Source organism: Candidatus Igneacidithiobacillus taiwanensis, from assembly GCF_031962545.1.
GTDB classification, from domain to species: domain Bacteria; phylum Pseudomonadota; class Gammaproteobacteria; order Acidithiobacillales; family Acidithiobacillaceae; genus Igneacidithiobacillus; species Igneacidithiobacillus taiwanensis.
The window spans coordinates 38,501-60,883 of record NZ_JAVRKK010000001.1 but is presented as its reverse complement, the minus strand read 5'-3'; the positions used below and the strand labels follow the sequence as shown (position 1 = coordinate 60,883).

Annotated in this window: 23 protein-coding genes; 12 read left to right on the top strand and 11 right to left on the bottom strand. The window is 58.6% G+C overall.

The window, feature by feature from the left end:
• Window positions 1–278: 278 nt before the first annotated feature.
• The 4 genes from RTI30_RS00310 to RTI30_RS00295 form a co-directional block, all read right to left on the bottom strand.
• Complete coding sequence (locus RTI30_RS00310; RefSeq protein ID WP_312261543.1) at window positions 279–1,457, bottom strand: Fic family protein; 1,179 nt, start codon at window positions 1,455–1,457, stop codon at window positions 279–281.
• A 794-nt stretch (window positions 1,458–2,251) separates the two neighbouring features.
• Complete coding sequence (locus RTI30_RS00305; RefSeq protein ID WP_312261541.1) at window positions 2,252–3,748, bottom strand: P-loop ATPase, Sll1717 family; 1,497 nt, start codon at window positions 3,746–3,748, stop codon at window positions 2,252–2,254.
• An 818-nt stretch (window positions 3,749–4,566) separates the two neighbouring features.
• Entirely contained in the window at window positions 4,567–6,111 is a 1,545-nt protein-coding gene (locus RTI30_RS00300; RefSeq protein ID WP_312261539.1) for a cryptochrome/photolyase family protein, read from the bottom strand.
• On the bottom strand, window positions 6,108–6,248 hold the full coding sequence (locus tag RTI30_RS00295) for a DUF2256 domain-containing protein (protein ID WP_312274608.1): 141 nt from the start codon (window positions 6,246–6,248) through the stop codon (window positions 6,108–6,110). The genes RTI30_RS00300 and RTI30_RS00295 overlap by 4 nt, the downstream gene beginning before the upstream one ends.
• Window positions 6,249–6,373: 125 nt before the next feature.
• Here RTI30_RS00295 and RTI30_RS00290 point away from each other — a divergent pair, with 125 nt between their 5' ends.
• The 6 genes from RTI30_RS00290 to RTI30_RS00265 are packed head-to-tail and all read left to right on the top strand — an operon-like array spanning window position 6,374 to window position 12,042.
• Window positions 6,374–7,681, top strand: a complete 1,308-nt coding sequence (locus tag RTI30_RS00290; protein ID WP_312261535.1) for an FAD-dependent oxidoreductase — start codon at window positions 6,374–6,376, stop codon at window positions 7,679–7,681.
• Complete coding sequence (locus RTI30_RS00285) at window positions 7,660–8,421, top strand: DUF1365 domain-containing protein (RefSeq protein ID WP_312261533.1); 762 nt, start codon at window positions 7,660–7,662, stop codon at window positions 8,419–8,421. Before RTI30_RS00290 ends, RTI30_RS00285 begins: the two co-directional genes overlap by 22 nt.
• Window positions 8,418–9,635 carry a cyclopropane-fatty-acyl-phospholipid synthase family protein gene (locus RTI30_RS00280; RefSeq protein WP_312261531.1) on the top strand — a complete coding sequence of 406 codons (1,218 nt, stop codon included), beginning with the start codon at window positions 8,418–8,420 and terminating at the stop codon, window positions 9,633–9,635. Before RTI30_RS00285 ends, RTI30_RS00280 begins: the two co-directional genes overlap by 4 nt.
• Window positions 9,628–10,182, top strand: a complete 555-nt coding sequence (locus tag RTI30_RS00275) for a chalcone isomerase family protein (protein WP_312261529.1) — start codon at window positions 9,628–9,630, stop codon at window positions 10,180–10,182. Before RTI30_RS00280 ends, RTI30_RS00275 begins: the two co-directional genes overlap by 8 nt.
• Window positions 10,172–11,455 carry an MFS transporter gene (locus RTI30_RS00270; protein WP_312261601.1) on the top strand — a complete coding sequence of 428 codons (1,284 nt, stop codon included), beginning with the start codon at window positions 10,172–10,174 and terminating at the stop codon, window positions 11,453–11,455. The genes RTI30_RS00275 and RTI30_RS00270 overlap by 11 nt, the downstream gene beginning before the upstream one ends.
• Window positions 11,452–12,042 carry a DUF3833 domain-containing protein gene (locus tag RTI30_RS00265; protein ID WP_312261527.1) on the top strand — a complete coding sequence of 197 codons (591 nt, stop codon included), beginning with the start codon at window positions 11,452–11,454 and terminating at the stop codon, window positions 12,040–12,042. The genes RTI30_RS00270 and RTI30_RS00265 overlap by 4 nt, the downstream gene beginning before the upstream one ends.
• A gap of 46 nt (window positions 12,043–12,088) precedes the next feature.
• Here RTI30_RS00265 and RTI30_RS00260 read toward each other — a convergent pair whose 3' ends face one another.
• The 4 genes from RTI30_RS00260 to RTI30_RS00245 are packed head-to-tail and all read right to left on the bottom strand — an operon-like array spanning window position 12,089 to window position 14,846.
• Window positions 12,089–12,817, bottom strand: coding sequence for an SDR family oxidoreductase (locus RTI30_RS00260; protein ID WP_312261526.1), 729 nt, complete (start codon window positions 12,815–12,817; stop codon window positions 12,089–12,091).
• A 12-nt stretch (window positions 12,818–12,829) separates the two neighbouring features.
• Complete coding sequence (locus RTI30_RS00255) at window positions 12,830–14,167, bottom strand: AMP-binding protein (protein ID WP_312261525.1); 1,338 nt, start codon at window positions 14,165–14,167, stop codon at window positions 12,830–12,832.
• Window positions 14,164–14,487 carry a hypothetical protein gene (locus RTI30_RS00250; RefSeq protein WP_312261524.1) on the bottom strand — a complete coding sequence of 108 codons (324 nt, stop codon included), beginning with the start codon at window positions 14,485–14,487 and terminating at the stop codon, window positions 14,164–14,166. Before RTI30_RS00250 ends, RTI30_RS00255 begins: the two co-directional genes overlap by 4 nt.
• A complete protein-coding gene (locus RTI30_RS00245) occupies window positions 14,484–14,846 on the bottom strand; it encodes a PAS domain-containing protein (RefSeq protein ID WP_312261522.1) in 363 nt (120 codons plus the stop codon). The genes RTI30_RS00250 and RTI30_RS00245 overlap by 4 nt, the downstream gene beginning before the upstream one ends.
• Before the next feature lie 161 nt (window positions 14,847–15,007).
• Here RTI30_RS00245 and RTI30_RS00240 point away from each other — a divergent pair, with 161 nt between their 5' ends.
• The 5 genes from RTI30_RS00240 to RTI30_RS00220 all read left to right on the top strand — a co-directional run bounded on the left by RTI30_RS00240 (window position 15,008) and on the right by RTI30_RS00220 (window position 18,714).
• The gene (locus RTI30_RS00240; RefSeq protein WP_312261520.1) at window positions 15,008–15,934 is read left to right on the top strand and encodes a MerR family transcriptional regulator; all 927 of its coding nucleotides are present in this window, start codon (window positions 15,008–15,010) and stop codon (window positions 15,932–15,934) included.
• Window positions 15,935–16,018: 84 nt separating this feature from the next.
• Window positions 16,019–17,074 carry an FAD-dependent oxidoreductase gene (locus tag RTI30_RS00235; RefSeq protein ID WP_312274599.1) on the top strand — a complete coding sequence of 352 codons (1,056 nt, stop codon included), beginning with the start codon at window positions 16,019–16,021 and terminating at the stop codon, window positions 17,072–17,074.
• 10 nt (window positions 17,075–17,084) lie between these two features.
• Window positions 17,085–17,303 (top strand): hypothetical protein, encoded by a 219-nt coding sequence (locus tag RTI30_RS00230; protein WP_312262193.1) that lies wholly within the window; start codon window positions 17,085–17,087, stop codon window positions 17,301–17,303.
• A 98-nt stretch (window positions 17,304–17,401) separates the two neighbouring features.
• Window positions 17,402–17,956 carry a DUF3833 family protein gene (locus RTI30_RS00225; RefSeq protein WP_312262191.1) on the top strand — a complete coding sequence of 185 codons (555 nt, stop codon included), beginning with the start codon at window positions 17,402–17,404 and terminating at the stop codon, window positions 17,954–17,956.
• Entirely contained in the window at window positions 17,953–18,714 is a 762-nt protein-coding gene (locus tag RTI30_RS00220) for an SDR family NAD(P)-dependent oxidoreductase (RefSeq protein ID WP_312262189.1), read from the top strand. The genes RTI30_RS00225 and RTI30_RS00220 overlap by 4 nt, the downstream gene beginning before the upstream one ends.
• A 9-nt stretch (window positions 18,715–18,723) precedes the next feature.
• Here RTI30_RS00220 and RTI30_RS00215 read toward each other — a convergent pair whose 3' ends face one another.
• The 3 genes from RTI30_RS00215 to RTI30_RS00205 are packed head-to-tail and all read right to left on the bottom strand — an operon-like array spanning window position 18,724 to window position 20,358.
• A complete protein-coding gene (locus tag RTI30_RS00215) occupies window positions 18,724–19,275 on the bottom strand; it encodes a sigma-70 family RNA polymerase sigma factor (protein ID WP_312262187.1) in 552 nt (183 codons plus the stop codon).
• 17 nt (window positions 19,276–19,292) lie between these two features.
• Window positions 19,293–20,123, bottom strand: coding sequence for a mechanosensitive ion channel family protein (locus tag RTI30_RS00210; RefSeq protein WP_312262185.1), 831 nt, complete (start codon window positions 20,121–20,123; stop codon window positions 19,293–19,295).
• A gap of 19 nt (window positions 20,124–20,142) precedes the next feature.
• Window positions 20,143–20,358, bottom strand: a complete 216-nt coding sequence (locus RTI30_RS00205; RefSeq protein WP_312262183.1) for a hypothetical protein — start codon at window positions 20,356–20,358, stop codon at window positions 20,143–20,145.
• 197 nt (window positions 20,359–20,555) lie between these two features.
• Here RTI30_RS00205 and RTI30_RS00200 point away from each other — a divergent pair, with 197 nt between their 5' ends.
• Window positions 20,556–22,370: a sodium:proton antiporter gene (locus tag RTI30_RS00200; RefSeq protein WP_312262181.1), complete on the top strand. Its 1,815-nt coding sequence runs from the start codon at window positions 20,556–20,558 to the stop codon at window positions 22,368–22,370.
• The last annotated feature ends 13 nt before the right edge of the window (window positions 22,371–22,383 follow it).

Sequence of the window (22,383 nt, the reverse complement as noted above, 5' to 3'; positions counted from 1 at the left end):
AGTATTCGTCAATGACGGAAAGAGCTGGAGAAGCGAAGCAGTGCGATCCGGATCAAAAAGTTTGCCGGTACGGCCATCGGCCCCTGTCCCCATTCGATCCGGGTGTCGCCAGCGAGAGCGACAGCGGCGCGGGGATAACAGCGCACGGCATTCTGCTTGCGGCGAATCCGCTATCCAAATCGATCGTCGGTAACGCTGGCCGAGTACCGACGTTTCGCGACGCGAAGGTATCGCAACTTGCGGGCTGGTGAGAGGTGCTGCGGGTTTGCAGGTGTTTGTCACCGAGAGAGCAGTTCAACGTAGGCCTGGTAGCTGTAAATCCGGTTCTTTTTCTGTCCGGTCATCTCCGTCACGATGCCCAACTCTTCCAGCACCTTGACCGCAGCCGTCGCCGTGGGGAAGCTGGTATCGAGTTGCTGGCGAACGCGTTCGATGGTGAAGCGCGGCATCATAGGTAGCATTTCGAACAGCCGGTAGCTGGCTGGGCCTGCTTTGGCCGAGTGCAAAAGGCGTCTGCGGTCGGTGGCCACCAGACTGGCGACATCGATGATGTTTTTTTCAGCATCGCCCGCAGCGGTGGCGACACCTTCCAGAAAGAAAGTCACCCAGGATTCCCAGTCGCCCTCGGTGCGGATGGCCGACAGGCGACGGTAGTACTCAGCTTGGTGTTGTTTGAGGTAGCCACTGAGGTACATCAAAGGCTCGGACAGCAGTCCCCAGTGTTCAAACAGCGCCGCAATCAGGAGGCGGCCAATGCGCCCGTTGCCGTCAAGAAACGGATGGATGGTTTCAAACTGCGCGTGGATGAGCGCCACCTTGACCATCGGTGGCAGGTCCGTCGCTTCGTCGTGGATGAAGCGCTCCATGTCGGCCAGCAGTGTGGGAACGTGCTCCGGCGGCGGTGGCACGAAATCCGCATTGCCGGGCCGTGTGCCACCAATCCAATTTTGCGACCGACGCAACTCGCCGGGTTGTTTGCCTGCGCCGCGAGCCCCATCCAGTAGGCGTCGATGTGCCTCGCACAACAGCCGTACGCTGATGGGTAGCCCTTTGGGATCGCGAAGTTGCTCCTGTGTCCAGCGGAAGGCACGCAGGTAGCTGGTCACTTCTTCCACGTCGTCGGTGTTGCTGACCTTGAAGCCAGCTTCCTCGTCGAACAGGTCGGTGAGCGTGGCTTGCGTGCCCTCGATCTGTGACGTGAGCAGGGCTTCTTTGCGGATGGCGCTGTACAGCAACCAATCCACCGACGGCACCAAGCCCGACACACCCGCTAAACGCGCAAGCGCCAGTTCCGCCATCCGATTGAGGTCAGCGAACACCTCGGGTGACAGGGCCGGATCAGATGGCGGCAAGGCGTGCGGCACGAAAGAGCGCACCGACTCGCCCAGTGTCGTGGAAATCACGTAGGTTCCCGTAGTGCGTGTCATTGAAAGCGGCCTGTAGTAGGTGGCGATCAAATTAAAGCATTCTTTAATATCAATAGCAAGTATTAAAGATTGCTTTCATTGATCATGGTGCATCACCCCGCCCGGCCAGAAATGCTCGGAGTCATCGCCGAACCTGTTAATCAGCGTCATCAGCTGAATGGCCGTCTGCGTCCAGGCCTGGACACACGACAGAATGTCGCGCAACGCGGCTGTGATTTAATAAATATCAGAAAACGCTCTGGAGTGGCCACAAAGCAAGGTATTCAATCGAAATGCTGATTTCGCCCGCCCCCTCCTTGCCTTGCGGGCCGGATTAATACCTGCTGGCGTGCCCAGAGAGCGGGCTGCGAAGAAGCCTAAGCAAGTATTGGCGAGATTTGGCTCTACGTGATCATGGGCGGCACCGCCAGCCAGCCCGCCAGCCGAGAGTAACGTTACACTAGTGAGTCGCCACCTCTGAACAGGACAGGCCAATGGGTAGGTTACAGCGGAAGCAGTCGTCCAGCGACTTCACCAATGTGTTCTCAAACCACGTCACCATGACTGAAAACCGTGGCTGCCTACTGAGAATGTGGTTTTCGAGAATTGGAAACCATTGATTTACCAATCGGCGATTATCACCATTTGAAGCCTCTCAAAAACGGTGGTTTTAGATCCGTCCCAGCGAGAGGTGTGATATTAAGCTACCCACAAGAAACACTGAGAAACTGTCTGCGACCAATGTTTCGTAACGCCTGATTATATCGGTGGTTAAGGCGACACCAGTTATTACCTGGACAGCGCGTCAAATGTCCGCTGCAAAGATTTTTTGAGCCGCCCGCTGATCATACACTATGTGACTTCAGGCCATTAAAAAAAGCGCTCCGAACAGCCCATCGCACAGCGTCGTCGGTTCTGACGCTTTTCCAGTGATCAGGATGGCGCATCACATCACGCACTTCGTATCGGTCCTCCTGTGGGTAACGCACCTCGAAAAACCCAATTCGATATAAAAATCGCGCGAGCGCAATATCTGGTTCACCGTAAGAGACTCCATTATGAAGCCTAACCTGGCCATTTCCAATTAGACCTCTAAGATGTTTGTACAGATCAGAAGCGATCCACTCAAGCGGTTTACCAGTGAAGGATTGCAGGCAAATATCCAGACCAACACAAAGCCCAGAAAACTCCGTTTTCAAGAATTCAAGCTGATCAGTTGAATAAGCCAATTCAGCGTCATTAATCGCCAATTCTGAAACTGGAAGACGATCCGCACAATCAAGAGAAAATTTGATAAAGGCCCGTACGCTACGTGGAGTATACATTGATCTACGGATAATGTAGCTAAAAGAATCGCTTTTGGTTCCATCTCTTAACTTAACATCTGGTGTGAAGAATATGTGCCACATATCATCAAACGGCACTTGAATTTTTTTGGGGTCAAGTTCCAGAGCTATCCCGATGGCACGCCGAAGTCTCTGTGCCGTCCATTTCTTTAAGTCACTAACATCCCAATTAAGCTGAACAACTCCACTTACTTTGTCTGAGTAGTGCCATCCAGGGTTAACATTGAGCCATAAATCTTGCCGCATGAATAAATGTACTTCAGCGTTCTTATTATAGTGGGTAATCCTATCTGCTGCCTCGATAGCGTCACGTATCAACCGAATATTGGTCGCGCCGCCTTCCTCTTGTAGATTATCGAAGTCATCCACATACAGCGCGAAGCTGGTGGCTTGCGCAACACGCGATATCCTTTCAGCGCTGTACTTCTCCTGTCCTTCTTTCTCGACAGTAAATCTGTTGGCCCAAGATACGAGCATCTTCAAAACATCGGCGACGCGTTCGCCAAAATCTCGTTCAGTGATTCCCTCGGTCTTTGCCCACGCACGTATAGCGATCTCGTCGTCACCGGTGACTAGAGTTCCACTCATGTCACGAGCTAATTTTCGACAGATCGTGTCTGCGTATATCTGCATCCAATCGGCAACTGCTCCGTATCCTCGCCCTGACGCTTTTGCCAATCGTTCCGCATGTAGCGAGGCGAGTTCATCTGCAGAGATTTCCACTATTAGCGTAGCTGAATCTTTCTTACGACGCTCAATGCCTGTCAACCGCACAGCCGATTTGCCCGCACCTTTACGAGCCACAACAACCGTTACCGTTGTGGCTGTCGCATTCGAAAACCAATCCGGCTGGACGAGAAGATTATCGAACCATTTGTCCTGGACTGTGTCACGTTCTGCATCTGGAAATCCGATAAAGGAGGAGTCACATTGCCAGCGATCACGTATGGCTTTTACCTGCATAGGCGTTAACGAAGCTATTTTCTCATTTTTCATTAGTTTTTACCGCTCCTCTATAAATTACACTCAGACATACTGCCGATATGAAGCGGCGTTGGTATGCCTTCGAGAAGGAAAAATATATATCCTGAAGATGAGAGTAGAGACCCATCTATTGCGAGTGCATCATAAGATATTCTTTCTTTTAATCTCACAATCATTCCCATGTGGCGCCTTCAATTTCAAGCCTACTCGCTTGTATTTATAACCTTCCTGATGAAAAGCCAACATAATACAAAACAATGAACTTCTTCCGCCTACGACCGGGTCAGCACGAGGAAACCCTGGTCTGCGCATACGTCCGCTCACAGTCTTAATGCGACGCACCCCGAAAAAAGAAGCGGGCCACCTCATGGCGACCTACTTCAACTGTTGCTTGTTTGTGACGAGTCCCATGCCGTTGTTTGCGCCAGCCCGAGACCAACAATTTGGCTTGTGGAATCGCCAAGGCAAAAGAGTTCCTACAGCGTAGCCTCTCGTTATTCCCCGGCCTTTTCCAATATCCTGTTGCTGAATCCCAACCTAGCTGCGGCTTCCAAGGCATGATCTATCTCGGCATGTCCCTTTCCTTACCCCGTAGCTTGCCGCAGCGCTTCTTTCTTGTCTACTCCCTCCCGTAGGGTCAAGTAGATGCAGTAGATAAGCGCACGTGGGCTGCGGGTAATGCTCTTGGTCCGTAGCTTCAGGGAAAGGAGCCAGATACTTGGCTGCGCCTTGGGTTATTGCGTTCCAGTAGCCCAGGCGCGCCACCAAAGTGCAGATACTGTTGAAGCTCGTGATACGGAAAATGTGGAGAGCACCACCAGCTTGCAGGATTATGCCGTAGTCCCGGCAAAGCGCTGGCGCAGGGCAGCCGCCTGGGAGCGGATGGCTGCCAACTCGTCGGCAGATTTGCGTTCGAGGTTGCGCCATTGCAGGGCGGTGCGGGGATGCTTACTGAAGGGCTCCCAATGGCGCTGCAAAAAGTCCCAATACAGCGTGGTGAAGGGGCAGGCATCGGCGCCTGTCGCCTGCTCGGGCCGGAAGGGACAGCGCGAACAATGGCCACCCATACGCTGCAGATATTGGCCGCTGGCAACATAGGGTTTGGAGGCGAGCAAGCCACCGTCGGCGTACTGCGACATCCCCAAAACATTGGGCATTTCCACCCAGTCGATGGCATCCACATAGATCGCCAAAAACCATTCGTGCACGGCCTGCGGACGCACACCCAGGAGCAAGGCAAAAAGACCGGTAACCATGAGGCGCTCGATGTGATGGGCGTAGCCGGTAGCAAGGGTGCGCTGCAACACGTCGCGCAGACAGGCCATTTCGATCTCTCCCGTCCAATACCAAGCAGGCAGGGGCTGCTCTGCGGCTAGGGCATTGCTTTCTCGGTAGCCCGGCATTTCGCGCCAGTAGATGCCGCGCACATATTCCCGCCAGCCGAGAATCTGGCGTACGAAGCCTTCGACGGCGGCCAAGGGCGCCCGCCCAGCCTCCAGTTCGGCAATGGCACCGTCGATGACCCGCTGCGGGTTGAGAAGACCGAGATTCATTGCCGCCGAAAGACGCGAGTGATAGAGCCAAACCTCCCCCGGCCAAGTGGCATCCTGAAAGGCACCGAAGCTCGGTAGTCGATGCCGTAGAAAATCCTCCAGGGCCTGTTCTGCCTGCTCTGCCGTTACTGGCCAAGCAAATTGCGCGAGCTGACCGGGATGCTCTGGAAATTCTTTTTCTACCAAGGCAATCACTTCTTGGGTGATGGCGTCCGGCGCAAAGGCCACGGGCTCGGGTATCCAGCCCGGCCCCTCGCGGCCAAAACTGCGACGATTGTCGCTGTCGTAATTCCAACGGCCGCCCTGGGGCTTGCCATCCTGCATCAAAATACCGCTGCGCTGGCGTACAAAACGGTACCATTGTTCCATGCGGTATTGCTTTCTCCCCTTGGCCCAGGTGTTGAAGACATCGAGGGGAAAGAGAAAGCGGTGATCGTCATATTCCTGGTAAATCACATCGAGACGCGCGCAGAGGGAGCGAATCGCTTCGCGCAGCTCCCAGTTACCGGGCTGGGCGCAAAGAAGTTCGCTAGGCCGATATCGCTGCAAGGTCTCCTGCAGTTGCTCGATGAGGCTCTTGCCAGCACTATCGCCAAGGGAATGATAGAGGACGGGCAGGCCGCGCTCTTGTAACTGCGCCGCAAAATGTCGCATGGCCGAGAGGAAGAGGACGATGCGCGCTTTGTGCGACCAGACCTGCTCGGCCTCGCTGCGCGCCTCGATGAAGACGCAGAGGTCCGACGCCGGATCGAGCCCGGCGAGGGCGGCGGAGTGCAGGTCGAGGTGATCGCCAAGGATCAATAGCAGCCGAGAAACGTTCATGATTTGTGGAGTTTTTTGGCGCGGCAGGCGGCGGAGCAGTACTTCACCTCCGCCCAGTCTTTGCGCCAACGTTTGCGCCAGGAGAAGGGGCGCTGGCAAACTGGGCAAATCTTTTGTGGCAACTGCGCTTTCTTCATCCGCCACCCTTGATCTAAATTTGTACTATACATACTATGTACGAAAATAGTGGCGCGCAAGAAGGGATGCATCCAAACCTCCTTTCCTTGCGTAAAACAGAGAGAACTTGCCCCCGGAGGCGCCGATGCGCGTTGCAGTTATTGGAAGTGGAATTGCCGGCCTGGCCTCGGCTTGGCTACTGCGTAAGCACCATGAGGTCAGTCTATTTGAGGCTGATACGCGTTTTGGCGGCCACACCCACACCGTTGATATTGAACATGAAGGCCGCAGCTTCCCGGTCGACACAGGTTTTTTGGTTTGCAACGACTGGACCTACCCGCACCTACGCAGTCTCTTTACCGAACTGCATGTAGAACTGGTGCCGAGCCAGATGACCTTTAGCGTACGCTTAACGAACCCCGACTTGGAGTGGAGCGGCACCGACCTGAACGGCCTTTTTGCTCAGCGTCGCAACCTGCTGCGACCCGCTTTTTACGGTATGCTGCGCGACATTGTGCGCTTCAACCGCGATGCCAAGGCGTGGTTGCGGAGCACCGATGCCGATCTCTCCCTGGGCGATTTTCTTGGCCGTGGTGGTTACGGCCAGTGGCTACAGGAGGCCTACCTACTACCCATGGCGGCGGCCATCTGGTCTTGCCCAGTGGCGCAAATGCGCGCCTATCCGGCACGATCTTTTTTGCGCTTTTATGAAAACCATGGGCTCTTGAACATCTTCCACCGCCCCCAGTGGCTTACCGTCAAAGGCGGAGGCCGGGAGTATGTGCATCGCATCCTAGCGCAGTTGGAGGACGTTCGCGCCGGGCAGCGGGTTTTGCGCCTTGAGCCGCGGGGCACGGGTGTTCGCGTACATAGTGCGGTGGGAACGGAAGATTTCGACGCCGTCGTCAGCGCCGTGCACAGCGATCAGCTCCTGCCCTTGCTTGGGGAGCATTGGCCCAGCCATCATGCGGCCCTGGCGGCTATCCGCTACCAACCCAACCGCGCCGTCTTGCATCGCGATGCGAGCTTTTTGCCGCAACGCCGCGCCGCTTGGTCGGCGTGGAATTTTCATCGCGAAGGCGGCATCGGTGCCGGCCAGCCGGTAGCGGTCAGCTATTTGATAAATAAGCTGCAGCCGCTGCCCTTTCGCGATCCCGTCATCGTTACCCTCAACCCGGAGCGCGAGCCGGATCCCGCCCTCGTCTGGCGAGAAATCGCCTACGCCCATCCGGTTTTTGATGGGCCTGCCGTGGCTGCCCAGGCGACGCTGCGATCGCTGCAGGGAGCGCAGGGGCTGTACTTGGCCGGAGCCTGGCTGGGATACGGCTTCCACGAAGATGGCATGCGCAGTGCGGTAGAAGTCGCGCGCGCCTTTGGTGTGCGCATCCCCTGGGCGCACAAGGTGCCCGACTCTTTCCAGGAACCGGTGCTATGGCCGAGCCAAGCTACGTGAAATCTGCCTTACTACCCGTGCGGGTGATGCACCGACGCCTGCAGCCGCGGCGCCGCGCCTTTCAGTATCGCGGCTTCCAGCTTTGCTTTGCCCTCGATCAATTGCCGGATTTGCAGGCCATCTTGCGCCGCACGCCCCTCGGCTTTCGCGTCGCCGACCATGGACAACGGGATGGATCGGCCCTCGAGCCCTGGATTCGCGGTGTTTTCGCCCGAGTGGGAATCGTTCCGGAAAAAATCTATCTGGTCACCTATCCCCGCCTCTGGGGCTACGCCTTCAAGCCCGTGAGCTTTTGGCTCGCCCTCGATGCCGAGGGAGATCTGCGCGGGGTACTTGCGGAGGTGAACAACACCTTTGGCGAACACCACAGCTACCTGCTGCGGCACAGTGACGGGCGCAAAATCCTCCCCACAGAGTGGCTGCAGAGCGAAAAGGCCTTTTATGTCTCGCCTTTCTTTAGCGTCGATGGAAGCTATCGTTTTCGCTTCCGCTTTGACCGCGAGCGGGTGCAGATCGATATCCACCACTTCGATGCTGCCGGCAAAGCACGCCTGATCACCCAGCTCGCTGGTCGTCGTCAGGACCTGAACTGGGCGAGCGCCTGGCGCGAGGTGCTCGGCAACCCCCTGATGAGCCTGATGGTAACCGTCGGCATCCACTGGGAAGCCCTGAAAATCTGGCGCGCCGGCATCGGCTTACAACGTAAACCCTCCCCCCCTTCCGAGGAGATCAGTCTATGAGTACCTCTCGCAGCGCTTCCTTGCCTCTGAGTAGCCATCGCTTGCCGCGAACGGCATCCATGCTCCACCGCCTGCTCAGCCAGCATCTGCGGGTGGGCAGCCTGGAATTACGCACCCCTGGTGGGGAGCTCTGGCATTTTGATGGCGTTGAGGATGGACCCCGAGCCCATTGGCAAATTCACGACTGGCGCGTCATGCGACACATTTTGCAAGACGGCGACATTGGCTTGGGGCGCGCCTATTTCGAGGGACTTTGGGATAGTCCCGACCCGGCGCAGCTGATTGCCTTGGCCTTACACAATCGTCATGCCGTCGAGGCCTGGATTCAGGGGAGTTGGTGGCGGCGACGCCTCTTCTGGCTCCTCGACCAGTTCCGCCCTAACACCCGTCGCGGCAGCCGTCGCAATATTGCCGAGCACTACGACCTTGGCAATGATTTCTATCGCCTCTGGCTCGATCCAAGCATGAGTTACTCGAGCGCATACTTTGACGATGCCCACAACGACTTACCCCAGGCCCAGGAGCGCAAATACGCCCTCGCCCTGGAGAGCCTCGCCCTCCCCGCGGGGGGGCAGATTCTGGAAATTGGCTGCGGCTGGGGTGGTTTTGCCGAGTATGCAGCGCGCCAAGGCTATCGCGTACACGGCATTACCCTTTCCCAAGAGCAGTTGCGCTATGCCCAAGAGCGTATTCGCAATGCCGGCCTCAGCGATCGCGTCGAGCTGGAATACTGCGACTATCGCGACGTCAAGGGCCTCTATGACGGTATCGTCTCCATCGAGATGTTTGAGGCGGTGGGACGGGAATGGTGGTCTACCTACTTCCGGCGCCTCAATAGTCTGCTGCGTGCCGGTGGCCGGGTGCTGCTGCAGACCATCCACATTGCGGATGCGCAATATGCGCAGTACTGCAGCGGCTCCGACTTCATTCGCCGCTATGTCTTCCCCGGCGGCTTTCTGCCCTCACCCACGGCATTGGAGGCGGAATGCAGAGCCGCACGGCTGCAGATTTTGGATCAACGGCAATTTGGCCAAGACTACGCTCGTACCCTACGCGCCTGGCGGGTAAAATTTGATGCCGAGGCCGAGGCCCTGACCCGCTTGGGCTATGATCAGACCTTTCAACGCCTGTGGCGTTTCTACCTAGCCTATTGCGAGGGCGGATTCCAGGTGGGGAGCATCGGTGTTGGCCAGTGGACTTTGGCCCATGGCTAAGCGTTTTCTGCTCTCTCTTGCCCTCCTGACCTTTGCACTAGCCCCGAAGGCCTGGGCAGCAACCGTAGACGTCCCGCTGCCCAGCAGCGTCTATGCAGTCGTGCCAGGCCTGCACCTGCTGGGAGCGGGAAAGCTCTACTGGTTCTTGTTTCATGTCTATAACGCGGCCTTGTACGTAGACGGCGACGGCTATGTGCCGCAGTCACAGCCCTTTGCCCTAGCGATTGAGTACAAGCGGGACTTTTCGAGCAAGGAACTGGCCAAGACCTCTTTGCAAGAGATGGATCGTCTGAGCCATCCCGACCCGGCCTTGCGCCAGCGCTTTGCCGCAGAGCTCGCGCGCGCCTTCCCTAATGTACGGCCCGGCGACGAGATTGTGGGTCTTTGCGTGCCGCAGCACTACACCGCCTTTTACTTTAACGGCAAGCTCTACAGTAAGATCGACAATCCGCAGTTTTGTCCGGCATTCTTCGGTATTTGGCTCGATCCGCAGACCAGGGTACCGGAACTGCGCCGGAAATTGCTGCACCTTGCCCATGGTGACTGAGGCGCGACCTGCAGCAAGCATCCTGCTGCGCTACGCGCCCTTGGGCCTACCCCTCGCCTTTGCTGCTCTGCCCGTCTACCTGCTCTTGCCTCATCTGTACGCCACCCGCTATGGGCTCTCTTTGGCAAGCATTGGCATCCTATTGCTATTGGCCCGGCTCGGCGATGCGATCATCGATCCACTCATTGGACGCGCCAGCGACTTCTGGGCGGCCCAACAAGGCAGTCGGCTGCGGTTGATCTGGGGTGGGCTCCCCCTGCTCCTTCTGAGTTTTTATTTTCTTTTCAATCCGCTGCCCAAAATCAGCGTGTGGTGGAGCCTGATCCCCGCCCTCTTTGCCTTCTACCTCGCCTACAGCCTGAGCAGTCTCAACTACCAAGCCCTAGGGGCGGAACTATCTACGGATTATCAGGGCCGCACTTGGCTGACGACGGCGCGCGAGGTCGGCGCCCTGCTTGGCGTGCTTCTCGCCGCCGCTCTCCCCGAGCTTTTGCAGCAGCGCTTGGGCAGTGCTGCCTGGCCGGTGTTTGCAGGAATTTTTGCGCTGCTGCTTTTGCTCGCCGCCCTGCCTCTGCGCGGGCAGCGGCTGCGCCGCCCGGTGGCGACCGTGGCACAAGGGCCTTGGTGGCGCTTTTACGAGCCGCTGCAGCGCCCGCACACAGCACGCCTGCTTGGGGTTTATACCTTGTCCCAGAGCGCCAATACCGTCGCGGCCACCCTTTTTTTCTTTTTTGTCGACCAGATTCTGCGCGCGCCAAGCTGGGCGCCCGCGTTTTTGCTTCTGTACTTTCTTGCCGGGGCCGCTGGCATGCCCCTTTGGCTCTGGCTTTCCCATCGGCGCGGCAAGGCCCAGGCTTGGCGCTGGGCAATGCTCCTCGCCACTGCCGCTTTTCTGGGGGCGGGTTTTCTCGGTCCCGGCGCCCTCTGGGGCTATGGCCTCGTTTGCCTGGTGAGCGGCCTCGCCCTCGGCGCTGATCAAGCCCTACCGCCCAGCATTTTGGCCGACCACACCGATACCGATGCCAACGCCCGCGCCGGCTCCTACTTTGGTCTCTACAACTGGGTAGGAAAGGCAGCAACCGCTCTCGGCGCTGGTCTCATTCTGCCCCTGCTGCAACTGCTCGGCTACAGCGCCAGCGGCAAAAATCTCTGGGCCCTGCTCCTCGGCTACGCCCTGGTGCCGGCCCTGCTCAAAGTCTGGTCCATCTACCTTCTGCAACCCCAGCGGGTTGAATTTGTTCCCACCACCGTTTCCCTAGGAGCCTCACGATGAAACGCCTTTTTTTGCTTGCTCCCCTGACTGCAGTCCTGGCCCTGGCTGGCTGCGCTACCGTACCGCAAGACTACGCCCACACCACACCACATTTTTCCTTACGCGAGTTCTTCAATGGCCCGCTGCTGGCAACGGGTATGTTCCAGAATCGCTCGGGTAAAGTCGTGAACCGCTTTACCGTGCGGATGCTGGGGCATTGGCAGGGCAACCAGGGTACCCTGGAGGAGTACTTCACCTATATTGCCAATGACGGCAAGGTTACCCATGCCGAGCGGGTTTGGCACTTGGTGGACGATGGCAATCATCACTTTTCTGGTTATGCCGAAGGCTCTGCCGGCGATGTGAAAAAGGCTGCCGGCGATGCTTATGGCTTTGCCCTGCATTGGAGCTACGACGTCAAGCAGCCGGTAGGCAAGAGTTTTTACAATCTGCATGCCGACGATTGGATGTACATGATTGAACCCAATGTCGTCATCGACCACACCGACGTTACCTGGTACGGACTGCATGCCGGTGATATTACTCTGGAAATGCACAAACTGCCGGACACCGCCGCCAACCGCGCGGCCATGGCCATGCCCAAGTAGAAAGGGACGGGATGCGACGCTAAAGAGCGCCGCACCCCATCCTGACTCAGGTCAGCAAGGGCCGTACCGCGCCAAAACCGCCGTCGACGGCGAGGATCTGTCCGGTAATCTGCTCGGCGGTTAGCAGGAACAAGAGCGCTTCCGCCACCGCAGCCGGATCGATGAGCTGACCCAAGGGATACTGCTTGCGTGCCAAGGTGCGGGCATTGTCGTTGCGCAGAATATGGCTCGCGGCAGGGCTATCCATGAGGCCGGAGCGCACCGCATTGACACGAATCGCGTCGCGGGCGTGGGTTGCCGCCGCCGCCAAGACGAGGGATTCGAGGCCCCCTTTGGCGGCCGCCACCGCCTCGTGAAAAGACACGCCGATGTCGGCGACGACCGACGAAACAAAAACCGCAGCGCCTCCCTCTCCCGCGCGCTTGCGCGCGGCTACGAAGGCGCGCAAAGAGAAAAAAGCCGAATCGAGATTGGCCGCCAGAACTTGGCGGTACGTCTCTTCGGAAGTTTGCGCGAGACCGGCGAGCAAGAAGGAGCCGGCCAGATGGGCCAAATAGTCTGGGACCAGTTCGCGCTGGCGCAACGCCGCAAATACCGCATCGGCTCCGGCCTGATGCGAGACATCTTCTTGCAGCCATATATCGGTTTCGGGCCAGTTTTCGGGCGGTGCCTGACGCGAAACCGCCACCACTCGCCATCCGCGCTCCCGCACTTGGCGCAGAAGCGCCTGGGCGAGGGCACCCGAGGCCCCGGTCATCACGATCAGCTTCGACATTTTTTCCTCCTTTCAGGCGCGCCGGGCTTGCGCCAAGGCGTGTTGCCAGTCAGCGTATAAGTCTCCCCGCCGCAATTTACCGGTGGGACCTTGCCAGGGGCGCCACTCTTCGGGCGCCAGACCATAGAGGGGATAGCGCTCGCGCCATTGGCGGTGCAGTGCGGCCCAATCTTCGGGTTGGACCGCCGCAAAGGCGGCCAGCCGCCGTTGTCCAGGGGCGCCAATGATCACCTGCTGCAAGCCTGGGTACTGCGCCTGCAGGCGCAATTCTTCTTCTTCCGGTTGCACGCCGCGGCCATCCGCCAACTTAAAGCGGGCATCGCGGCGCCCACACCAGCGCCAGTTGCCATCGGGTAAGGGGCTCAGGCGATCGCCACTGTCGATCCACCCCTCGGCGTCGCCAACCGGAAGCCAGTTTTTGCCATCCCAACGCCCAAGGGCTTGGCCCGGAGAACGATAGTGCAAGGTCTCGGCAACGTTGATTTCCACCTCGGGGAGTGCCTTGCCCACCAGCGCCGCGGAAAAACTACCCACTGGCCCCAGCATTACCCCGGGTCCCGCTTCGGTCTGCCCATAGCCCACCCGCAGGCGACTACCTTGCAAGCGCTCAGCCAGGCTCGCGTCTACGGCGGCGCCGCCAACATTACCGCCGGCAAGATCGGCAATCTGCGTATCGCTCAAGAGCGACAACACCCGCGGTACCGCACAAAGGTGGGTAAAGTGTTCGTGCCGCAGCCCTTGCAGGGGGGCAACCCGCAGCTCGGCACCGGCCGTCAGGGCCGGAAGCAACTCCAGCACCCCGGCAAAAACATGGGACCACGGCAGGACATTACGCAGCAGGCTGTCGCGCCCGAGTGCAAGAGCGGGGGCATGCTGCCGCAGCTGCCAGAGCAAAGCGGCATGGGACAGCCCAAAGGCCGATCCCGGCCCCATACTTGCCGAGGTCCAGAGGATCAGCGCCAGATCCTCGGGGTCATCGATACCGATGGCGTTCTCGGGCCAGTACTCTCGCACTTGCCCGCCCTCGGCGCTGACGATGAGTTGCGGTCGGAGCATCTGCAGGCGTCGCTGCGCCTCCGCGGCATCGAGCTCCGGCAGAGGACAAAAGATCCAGTCGCCCTGCAGGGCAGCAAGCCAGTGGGCAACAAAGGCGGGGCTGTTGGGTAAGCGCACGGCGATGCGCGCGCGGGGCGGCAATTGCCGACGCCAGCGTTGCCGCAACCGCAGCGCCCAGCTGAGCAGCGCCGGGCCCGGCCAAGCGCGACTCACCCCGGCGGGGCGCCAGTCCAGGCAAAAGCCGCTCTCGAGCCCATCGCGCAAAGCCTGCAGCAACGCAGCGCGTGGCGTCATGGCGCCATCTCGTCCATCTGCATCAACAGATTGCGCAGACATTGTTGTGCCTGCTGCCGCAGTGCCAACGGGAGTGTATTCTCGAGCCGCGCAATGCGGCTATCGATCTCCTGCAACTGCCGCGTCTGCTGCACGCTCAGGAATTGCTCGCCGTCGCCCTGGTGGGCATTGTTGAGCAACTGCCACAGACTCTGCAAACAGAGATAGAGCAGCAAATCTTGCTCTTCGCGCAGATGCGGGGTCTGGAAGCGCTGCTGCGCAAGGGCATCGAAGGTTTCCAGCAACCAGTCGTTGCTGAGCCAGTCCGGCGCGCTACTCATCCCAAGTCCTCGAAAAGCGGCACCACGCGGTCCAGAAAAAAGAAGACCAAGGGCGACTGGGCAGCGTCGTGCAGCATGTGGATATGGGCTGATACCGGGCGAATTCGGTAAGTGAAGGTGTAGAAGAAGTGCTCATCGAGAAAACCCTCGGCACGGGCGCGTAAATAGCGGCCCCGAAAAAGACGACTGGCGGTGCAAGGTGCTACTTCGGTAAAAAAATCGTGTCCCAGCACTTCTTCGCGAGGCAGCCCGCTCAGCCGCTCCTCGGCACTATTGAAGAGGACGACTTTGGCCTCGTTGTTGAGGGCGATGACCCCAAAATTCCAGAGCTCTATCTGCTGGCGGTCGATTCGTGCCAATTGGTCTCGCCATTGGACTGGGAAAAACTCCTTCACCGCCCCTCCCCTTGCTTCGCCGTCCGGACTTTGTACTATACGCGCCAATCATGGCAAGATGATCCTAGTATATGCCGATCCCAGTTTCAATACCGTCCTATACAAAACGAGAACAGCAAGCGCCCATGCAAGCGGAAGAGCATCAGTACCCCATCAGCGTCGTTGAGCAGGAGACCGGAATCTCCAAGGAACTCCTACGCATGTGGGAGCGCCGCTACGAATTCCCTGTCCCAGCGCGCGATGCCAGCGGCAACCGCTTGTATAGTCGCGAGCAAATCGAGCGACTACAAAACATCAACAAGCTGCTGGCTGCCGGCTACCGCCCCGGCTTTGTGGTGGGCGCCAGTGAGGATAAGCTGCAGCGTTTACTGCAGGAGATCCCAAGTAGCAACGAGGGCCCTGCCAGTAACGTCGCTAGCGACGAGGTAGACAGCCTGTGGCAATGCCTGCAGGATCTAGACTTTCACCGCAGCAGCCAGTTGCTGCGCCAGTATCTCGCCAATCTCGGGGTGCAAGCCTTTATTCTGCGCATTGCTGCCCCGCTGCAGCAGCAGCTTGCGCAAGCCGAACTCAGCGAATCCCTGGCGGATTTCGTGCAGGCCGTTGCCCACGAGCAACTTCTCGAGTCTCTGGCCTGGGCGCGGGCAATGCTCCCGCCCGCGGCCGCTGGTAGCCTGCAGATCTTGCTCGCCAACCTGCCCGGCGAAGGCCGCGAACTCGAGCTGCAAATGACCCGCACCCTTCTACTTGGCAGCGGGGCCGAGGTTCTCTACTTGGGGAGCGAGCCAGCTCCCGCCGCGGTCTTGGCCTGCCTGCAGCAGTGTACGGTGCCCGTGCTGCAGCTGGCGGTTTCTGCTGCCTCCATCAATGCCAAAAATCAGCAAGTTCTGCAAAAACTACGCGCCGGCATGCCAGCCACCACCAGCCTGTGGCTGAGTGGTAGCGGCGCCGAAGAACTCGATCCCGACGCCGAGGGTATGCCGCGTTTTCGCCGCCTGCGCGACCTGTTGGAAGCGGTGCAAAGCTGGCAAAAACCCTTACGAGATTCCTGACCGATATTTGTCTAGTACAGATGCTTGACAACCTCCTCCGCGGCGACTATCTTCACCATACGGAGACAGCAGAGGAGCAGTGTCATGGCAGCGCAAGATACAGTTCTCGTAGTAGGTGCAGGCCCGGCCGGACTTTCGGCCGCCGCAACCATCGCTGGAATGGGCAAGAAGGCGGTAATCGTCGAGAAGGAAGATGTTCTCGGTGGTGCGCCGATCATTTCCGGGTACTCTAAACTCGTTCCTTCGGGTGAGTGGGCCAAGGATGCCATTGGCCGCATGGTCAGCCGCGTGGAGGGTAACGGTAACGTCAGCATCCACAAGTCCACCAAGGTTACCCAACTCGAGGGTGAAGCCGGCAACTTCACTGCGCATCTCAGCAACGGTAACAAGGTAGAAGCCGGCAGCATCGTGCTCGCGACGGGTTTCACCCACTTTGATTCCATCAACAAGCCGGAGTGGGGCTTTGGCACCTACGAAGACGTGTTGACCACTACCCAGATGGAGCAGATGGTCGGTACCGGGCAAATTCGCTGCCCTTCCGATGGTCGGGTGCCGGAGCGCGTTGCCATTTTGCTTTGCGTGGGCTCACGTGATCGGCAGATCGGGCGCGAGTGGTGTTCCAAGATTTGTTGCACGGTGTCGGCAAACCTTGCCATGGAGATCAAGGAAATCTCGCCCAGCACCGACGTGTTCATCTATTACATGGACATCCGTACCTTCGGCCTCTACGAAGACAAGTTCTATTGGAAGAGCCAAGAAGAGTACAAGACCAAGTTCGTAAAGGCGCGTATTGCCGAGGTGACCAAGTCGCCGGATGGGCGTCTGCTGGTAAAGGGTGAAGACACCTTGGTCAAGCGCCCGATCGTGATCCCCATGGATATGGTGGTACACGCCATTGGCATGGACCCGAATGCTCTCAACCCCGAAATCGCCAAGACCTTTGGTATCGGTCTCGAGAAGCATGGCTTTATCGATCGCGCCGAGCAGTACACCAACAGCCAAGGCACGACGCGCAAGGGTATTTATGTATGCGGTGCGGCAACGGGACCGGAAACCATCGATGATTCCATTGCCCAAGGCCAATCGGCTGGATCGCGGGCGGTTGCGGATCTGTACCAACTGATGCGCCAGAGCGCATAAGGAGGGGGTCATGCGAGGTGTACTCACGGAACGAACAATCCAAGGTGGCGTATTTTTGGTCTTGGCCGGCTTGTTTGCCAGCGCTGGATCGCAAAGTGCTCCCTTCTGGGATCTTAGTGCAGGAATTTTTGCCACGCTCGGTGTCGGCTATGGCCTTGCCGGCGTCCTCGAGGCGACAACGCAGCAGGGGGAACTCATCCCCATACGCATAAAATCGCGTAGAGATTGATTTCTGGTGGCCTATTGGGGAGCGTTCGCGCTCCCTTTTTTGTGCGCTGTCGCCCATCTTACGCTACTCTCAGACTAGGCCATAAGGACATTGCCATCATGCCAATACAAACTACCGCCGCTTATCGCGGCAGCCAACCGAGCTTTTTGCTCGATGCCTTCTTTCGCGGACCGCTTGTCGCCAGTGGTATTTTCTGCGATCGCAAGCGCCGGGTGCGTAATCGCTTTTTCATGCACATGCGCGGCGACTGGGAGGGCAAACGCGGCACCCTCGAAGAGCGCTTTACCTTTGTGGATGACCAAGGGCAAAGCAGCCATGCGGAGCGCATCTGGAAACTCGAGCAAATCGACGCGACGAATTTTCGCGGTACCGCCCAGGGTTCCGCGGGCGACATTGTGGGCATTGCCGAGGGTGCCGCCGAGGGTTATGCCATGCATTGGCGGTACACCGTACGCCAGCCGGTGGGCGACAAGGCCTATAACCTGCGCACCGATGATCGCATGTATCTGCTCGGGCCCAATCATGTGATCAACCATAGCCGTATGCACTTTTTGGGCTTTTTCGTGGGCGAGGCAATCATCGAGATCCATCGCCTGCCCGCAGATGAGATCGAGGCAGTTGCCGGCTACCCAAACCCGGAGACCTACCGATGACTGACAGCTATTGGCAGAACCGCCGCTGCTGGCTGATTGGCGCCAGTACCGGCATTGGCGCCGCTACCGCCCAGGCGCTGCACGCAGCTGGCGCCAAGGTCGCTCTCACGGCGCGCAAGCGAGAACAGCTCGAGCAAGTTCTCCCGGCCGGCGCCGGGCAATTGATTCTCCCGGCCGACGTGCAGGATGCGTCGACCTTACAGGCGGCACACGCAGAAATCCTGCGCCAGTGGCAGGGCATCGATGTACTGTTGTACTTGGCCGGCGCCTACACCCCAGCCCGGGCCTGGGAATTGGATCTACAGCGCGCCGAGGAGATCCTCGACGTCAACTACCGTGGCGCCCTGCGCAGCTTGGCGGTGGCGCTCCCGGGCTGGCAGGAGCGGGGCGGCGGGCAGATCGTCCTCGTCTCCAGCATCGCCGCCTTACGCGGCTTGCCGCAGTCCCTCTACTACGGTCCGAGCAAGGCCGCCCTCACCCATCTGGCCGAAGTGCTACGTCTGGATCTGGAGCCCCGCGGCTTTCGGGTGCAGGTGGTGCATCCCGGCTTTGTCGCCACCCCCCTCACCGCGCAGAATAGCTTTGCCATGCCGCATCTCATGACTCCCGAGGCCGCCGCCCAAGCCCTGTTGCAAGGCATGCGCAGCAAACGCTTCGCGATCCAATTCCCGCGTGCCTTTACTTGGCGTTTTTCCATCCTGCGCTGTTTACCCTACAACTGGTACTTCCCCCTTTTGCGCCGCGCTACGGGGTTGTGACAGATATGGTCATGCCCGTTCCTGAAAACAGTTGCTACGCAGCTTCTCTATGGCACGTGAGTAGCGCATCTTCGTCGCCGATAGTCCACTGTCCAAAATGGCAGCGATTTCACGAAACTCCAAATCCATCAGAAGTCGAAGCAATACTATACTGCGGTCCTCAGGGTCGAGCGTTTTGAGCAGGCGCTCGGCATCGAGTCTGGACTCGATGGCGGCAATCCTGTCGATGGGGTGCATGGTGTTCTCAACGAGGGACTCTGCATTTTCGGTCTTTGGGCGCGCCGCAGTGCGCCGCTGATGATCGATGCAGAGGTGCGTGGCGAGTCGCCAGAGCCAGGTGGAAAAGCTCGACTCCCCGCGAAACCTTGGCAGCTCTACATAGACGCGAAGCAAGATTTCCTGCGTCAAATCCTCGGCTTCTGCCGAGTCGGCGGTGAAGCGCTGAGCGAGGGATCGAATTTTTCTGCCGTGGCGGCGCACGAGATTCGTATAGGCCTCGGTGCGGTATGGCAGCTCGCTTTGGGCCTGCGCAACGAGCATTGCGTCGTCGAGCAATGTCACGGTCCCTCGCCCGAAAATTAGCGGGAAATGATCAATTCTTCCTGCACCAGACGGGAGTTTGCCACGCTCAGTTGGCGTCCATCCTCCAAAACCAAGAGGGTCTTCACGCTACCCACCTCTTGCACCGTAGCTTTCTTGCCGTTCCACTCGATGCGGTCACCGGTCTTGAGTAGGTCGCGTAAATACACGCCGCCAACGATCTCTCCAGAAAGTGTGCGTGTACCCAAACCAAGAGAAAGGGCAAGGGCGATGCCAATGGCGGCCAGCGCCACACTGACCACTTCCTGCATGAGCACGATGTGGATCTCCAACTGCTCCACCGCGAGCAAGACGACCAGTGCGGCCAAGACCCCAAAACTCAAACGCGAGAGGGTGGATGCATACTCCAATCCGGAGTTTTCCGCCATGCGCCCCACCAGCGTCGAAATCCATTTGGCTGCCATCAGCCCGAGAACTAATACCAACATCGCGGCGATAAAGCGCGGCAGGAAGAGCATGACCGCCGATACGGTTTGTCCAGCTCCGGTCAGGCCCAAGCTGTCGAGTGCAGAAATGATGAATGCGAGAAAAATGAAGACAAATACGAAAATGCCCAGCACCCGAGACAAGGACAATTTCATTCCCCAGTCACGACTGAGGGCGGAGATACCAGACCGTTCCATGAGACCATCGACGCCAAATCTGACAAGGACCCTACGCGTGATTGCTCCGGCAATTCGGGCGAAGGCGTACCCAAAGAGAAGTAAAACCAGCGCCCCGAAGAGGTTTGGCAGGAGTACTGCGAGGCGTTGGTAGAGGGCGACCAGAGGATTCGTCATCCAAGTAAGGGTGTTGTGCAAGGTTTCCATTTTGCCTCCCATGGAGTAATCAGTTTGATGAATGTGAAAGACGGTGTATGCGCACTGCGATCGGCGCCAACAAACGCGCAAGTGCCAGCCAAATGCGGGCGAGCACGAAAGAAGCCATATCGCGTAACGCCAAACGACGACGGGCAGCGCGCAACACTACTGGCAGATTGGGTTCTGGACTGGCTGTCTTTTGCAAAGCCAGAGCCAGGGCAGATTCAAAGGAATCACGATCCATGATGTTTTCCTCCCATTCACGCAGAATGTAGTGACATAGACGGATGCCCCACTGAAAAAGTCACAAGGCAAAACCAATGAGCGCCATCGATTACGACGGTCCGGTGCGGACAGCGGACGAAACGCCGAAATCCCTTCAGTTTTGCCCCTCGGCGTTGGCGGGGTATCCTTGCCCCTTCTTGCGGCGCGGAGGTGATGATGAGCGTACTACTGATTCTAGCGGCTCTGGTCATCCTGGCGGCCGCCAGCCAGTGGCTGGCCTGGCGGCTCAAGTTACCGGCAATTCTCTTACTGCTCTTGATCGGCATTCTCATTGGCCCGGTATTTGGGCTCTTGCAGCCCGACCGGCTCTTCGGCCCTCTGCTCTTTCCTGGGATCTCTCTGGCGGTGGCGGTGATCCTCTTCGAGGGTTCCTTGAGCTTAAAATTCAGCGAACTCGGGAAACTCGGGCACGTGGTGCGGCGCATGGTGAGCATTGGCACCTTGAGCAGCTGGCTCATTTTTGCGGTGGCTACCCACTGGATTACCGGCTTTATCTGGCCGGTGGCGATTCTCTTTGGTGCGGTAATCGTGGTCTCTGGCCCTACGGTCATCGCGCCTATCCTCCGCGCCGCGCGCCCCAACGCCCGCGTGCGCAATGTGCTGCTTTGGGAGAGCATCCTCATCGACCCCATCGGCGCCTTGCTCGCGGTACTCGTCTTCTCCGGCGTCATTGCCAACCATGGCAACGACGGTCTGTGGACTGCCGTGGAGCTCTTCTTTAGCACCGTGGCAATCGGCCTGGGCCTCGGCTGCGGCGCTGGTTTTGGGCTGGGCTGGCTACTCCGCAAGCGTGCCATTCCCGATTATCTGCATGGTATCGTCGCCTTGGGCACGGTGTTCATGGTCTTTGCCGCAGCAAATTCGCTGGTAGCGGAGTCGGGATTGCTGGCGGTGACCATTATGGGTATTTGGCTTGCCAATATGCGCGAGGTGCCCACGGAGCACATCCTCAATTTCAAGGAAAGTCTTTCCATCCTTCTGATTTCCCTATTATTCCTCTTGCTGGCGGCACGCTTGCAGCTGAGCGCCCTGGTCGACGTGTTACCCTGGGGGCTGGCCCTCTATCTGGTGATCCAGTTGCTGGCCCAGCCGCTCAAGCTACTCCTTGCCTACGATCGGCACGAGGCCCTGAATTGGCGCGAACGAGCGCTGAGTGCGTGGATCGCCCCGCGTGGTATCGTTGCCGCCGCCGGCGCTCCGGTATATGCCGATAAACTGGCATCGCTGGGCTATCCAGACGTCCAGTTCTTTGTACCGCTGACCTTTGCCGTCATCATCATTACCGTGCTTAGCGCGAGCTTTACCACCCGCCCGCTGGCGCGGCTGCTGCGGGTGGCGGAGACCGCACCACGGGGAATCTTGGTCATCGGCGCCAACCCTTTTGCCATTGGCGTTGCCGAGCAACTGCAACAGTGGGATTTTCAGCCCCTTTTGGTAGACGACGATTTTCAGCAGATTCGCGCGGCGCGCATGCGAGGTTTGGCAACCTTCTTTGGCTCGCCGGTGTCGGAAGCGGCAGATCGGGAGATCGATCTGGTCGGGTTTGGCTATCTACTGGCCTTATCCACCGATGATGGCCGCAACCTGATTACCAGCCTGCGCTATGACCCGGAATTTGGCCACAACGCCGTTTTTAGCCTGGCCGACGGCAGCCACCACGAAAAAAGCGCACGCCGACGTATGGCGCGGCGCCACCGAAGGCGCCTGCTCTTTGCCCCGCAGGCAACCGCAGAGCACCTTTTGGAACGCCTAGAGGCGGGCTGGTCGCTAAAAATTACCAAGCTCAGCGAGCAATTTGGCTGGGAGCAGTATCGCCAACAATTTGCCGAGCTTGGCTTTTTGCCCCTCTTTTTGCTGCGCGGGGAGCGACTGTTGCCCTTTGTTGCCAGCCTACCCGAGGACGGCATTGTACCCACTGCGGGCGATCAGATCATGGCTCTGATCGGACCGGGCAAGGCAGCGCTGCCCTGAGCCGCGACTTAGC

Bases quoted from the DNA above. Each gene is read 5' to 3' on its own strand.
- RTI30_RS00290 (WP_312261535.1), top strand. From the start codon at position 6,374: ATGCGCGTTGCAGTTATTGGAAGTGGAATTGCCGGCCTGGCCTCGGCT.
- RTI30_RS00205 (WP_312262183.1), bottom strand. From the start codon at position 20,358: ATGGATCGTGATTCCTTTGAATCTGCCCTGGCTCTGGCTTTGCAAAAG.
- RTI30_RS00225 (WP_312262191.1), top strand. From the start codon at position 17,402: ATGCCAATACAAACTACCGCCGCTTATCGCGGCAGCCAACCGAGCTTT.
- RTI30_RS00295 (WP_312274608.1), bottom strand. From the start codon at position 6,248: ATGAAGAAAGCGCAGTTGCCACAAAAGATTTGCCCAGTTTGCCAGCGC.
- RTI30_RS00235 (WP_312274599.1), top strand. From the start codon at position 16,019: ATGGCAGCGCAAGATACAGTTCTCGTAGTAGGTGCAGGCCCGGCCGGA.
- RTI30_RS00250 (WP_312261524.1), bottom strand. From the start codon at position 14,487: ATGAGTAGCGCGCCGGACTGGCTCAGCAACGACTGGTTGCTGGAAACC.
- RTI30_RS00280 (WP_312261531.1), top strand. From the start codon at position 8,418: ATGAGTACCTCTCGCAGCGCTTCCTTGCCTCTGAGTAGCCATCGCTTG.
- RTI30_RS00200 (WP_312262181.1), top strand. From the start codon at position 20,556: ATGAGCGTACTACTGATTCTAGCGGCTCTGGTCATCCTGGCGGCCGCC.
- RTI30_RS00230 (WP_312262193.1), top strand. From the start codon at position 17,085: ATGCGAGGTGTACTCACGGAACGAACAATCCAAGGTGGCGTATTTTTG.
- RTI30_RS00240 (WP_312261520.1), top strand. From the start codon at position 15,008: ATGCAAGCGGAAGAGCATCAGTACCCCATCAGCGTCGTTGAGCAGGAG.
- RTI30_RS00305 (WP_312261541.1), bottom strand. From the start codon at position 3,748: ATGAAAAATGAGAAAATAGCTTCGTTAACGCCTATGCAGGTAAAAGCC.
- RTI30_RS00285 (WP_312261533.1), top strand. From the start codon at position 7,660: ATGGCCGAGCCAAGCTACGTGAAATCTGCCTTACTACCCGTGCGGGTG.
- RTI30_RS00265 (WP_312261527.1), top strand. From the start codon at position 11,452: ATGAAACGCCTTTTTTTGCTTGCTCCCCTGACTGCAGTCCTGGCCCTG.
- RTI30_RS00260 (WP_312261526.1), bottom strand. From the start codon at position 12,817: ATGTCGAAGCTGATCGTGATGACCGGGGCCTCGGGTGCCCTCGCCCAG.
- RTI30_RS00220 (WP_312262189.1), top strand. From the start codon at position 17,953: ATGACTGACAGCTATTGGCAGAACCGCCGCTGCTGGCTGATTGGCGCC.
- RTI30_RS00210 (WP_312262185.1), bottom strand. From the start codon at position 20,123: ATGGAAACCTTGCACAACACCCTTACTTGGATGACGAATCCTCTGGTC.
- RTI30_RS00255 (WP_312261525.1), bottom strand. From the start codon at position 14,167: ATGACGCCACGCGCTGCGTTGCTGCAGGCTTTGCGCGATGGGCTCGAG.
- RTI30_RS00300 (WP_312261539.1), bottom strand. From the start codon at position 6,111: ATGAACGTTTCTCGGCTGCTATTGATCCTTGGCGATCACCTCGACCTG.
- RTI30_RS00270 (WP_312261601.1), top strand. From the start codon at position 10,172: ATGGTGACTGAGGCGCGACCTGCAGCAAGCATCCTGCTGCGCTACGCG.
- RTI30_RS00275 (WP_312261529.1), top strand. From the start codon at position 9,628: ATGGCTAAGCGTTTTCTGCTCTCTCTTGCCCTCCTGACCTTTGCACTA.